General features: G+C 69.5%; 1 protein-coding gene. It reads right to left on the bottom strand.

The features are described 5' to 3' along the window. Positions 1–5: 5 nt before the first annotated feature. Positions 6–256 (bottom strand): hypothetical protein (locus tag RVY79_RS20465; RefSeq protein ID WP_317466423.1); only part of this gene is annotated, 251 nt, incomplete at its 5' end.

The raw sequence follows: 256 nt of genomic DNA on the forward strand, positions 1-256 counted from the left end.
GGCTTTCAACACCCCTTGAACTGGGCCGATCGGCGCGCCGCCCAGGCGGCCTGGCCCTCAATCAGATCGGCCGAGGCACGCGCCGTTTCGATGTCGGCCTGCAGCCGCAGCGCATCGAGCCGGCCTGCGGCGATCGCATTCAGATGCTGTTTCATCGGCAGCAGCGCCAGCGGCGCCATGGCCTGCAGTTCGGCCGTCAGCGCGTCCAGCGCGGCGTCCAGGGCGTCGATGTCGGGCAACAGCTGGTCCAGGTAGC

Source organism: Chromohalobacter sp. HP20-39 (genome assembly GCF_033052815.1).
Taxonomy (GTDB): domain Bacteria; phylum Pseudomonadota; class Gammaproteobacteria; order Pseudomonadales; family Halomonadaceae; genus Chromohalobacter.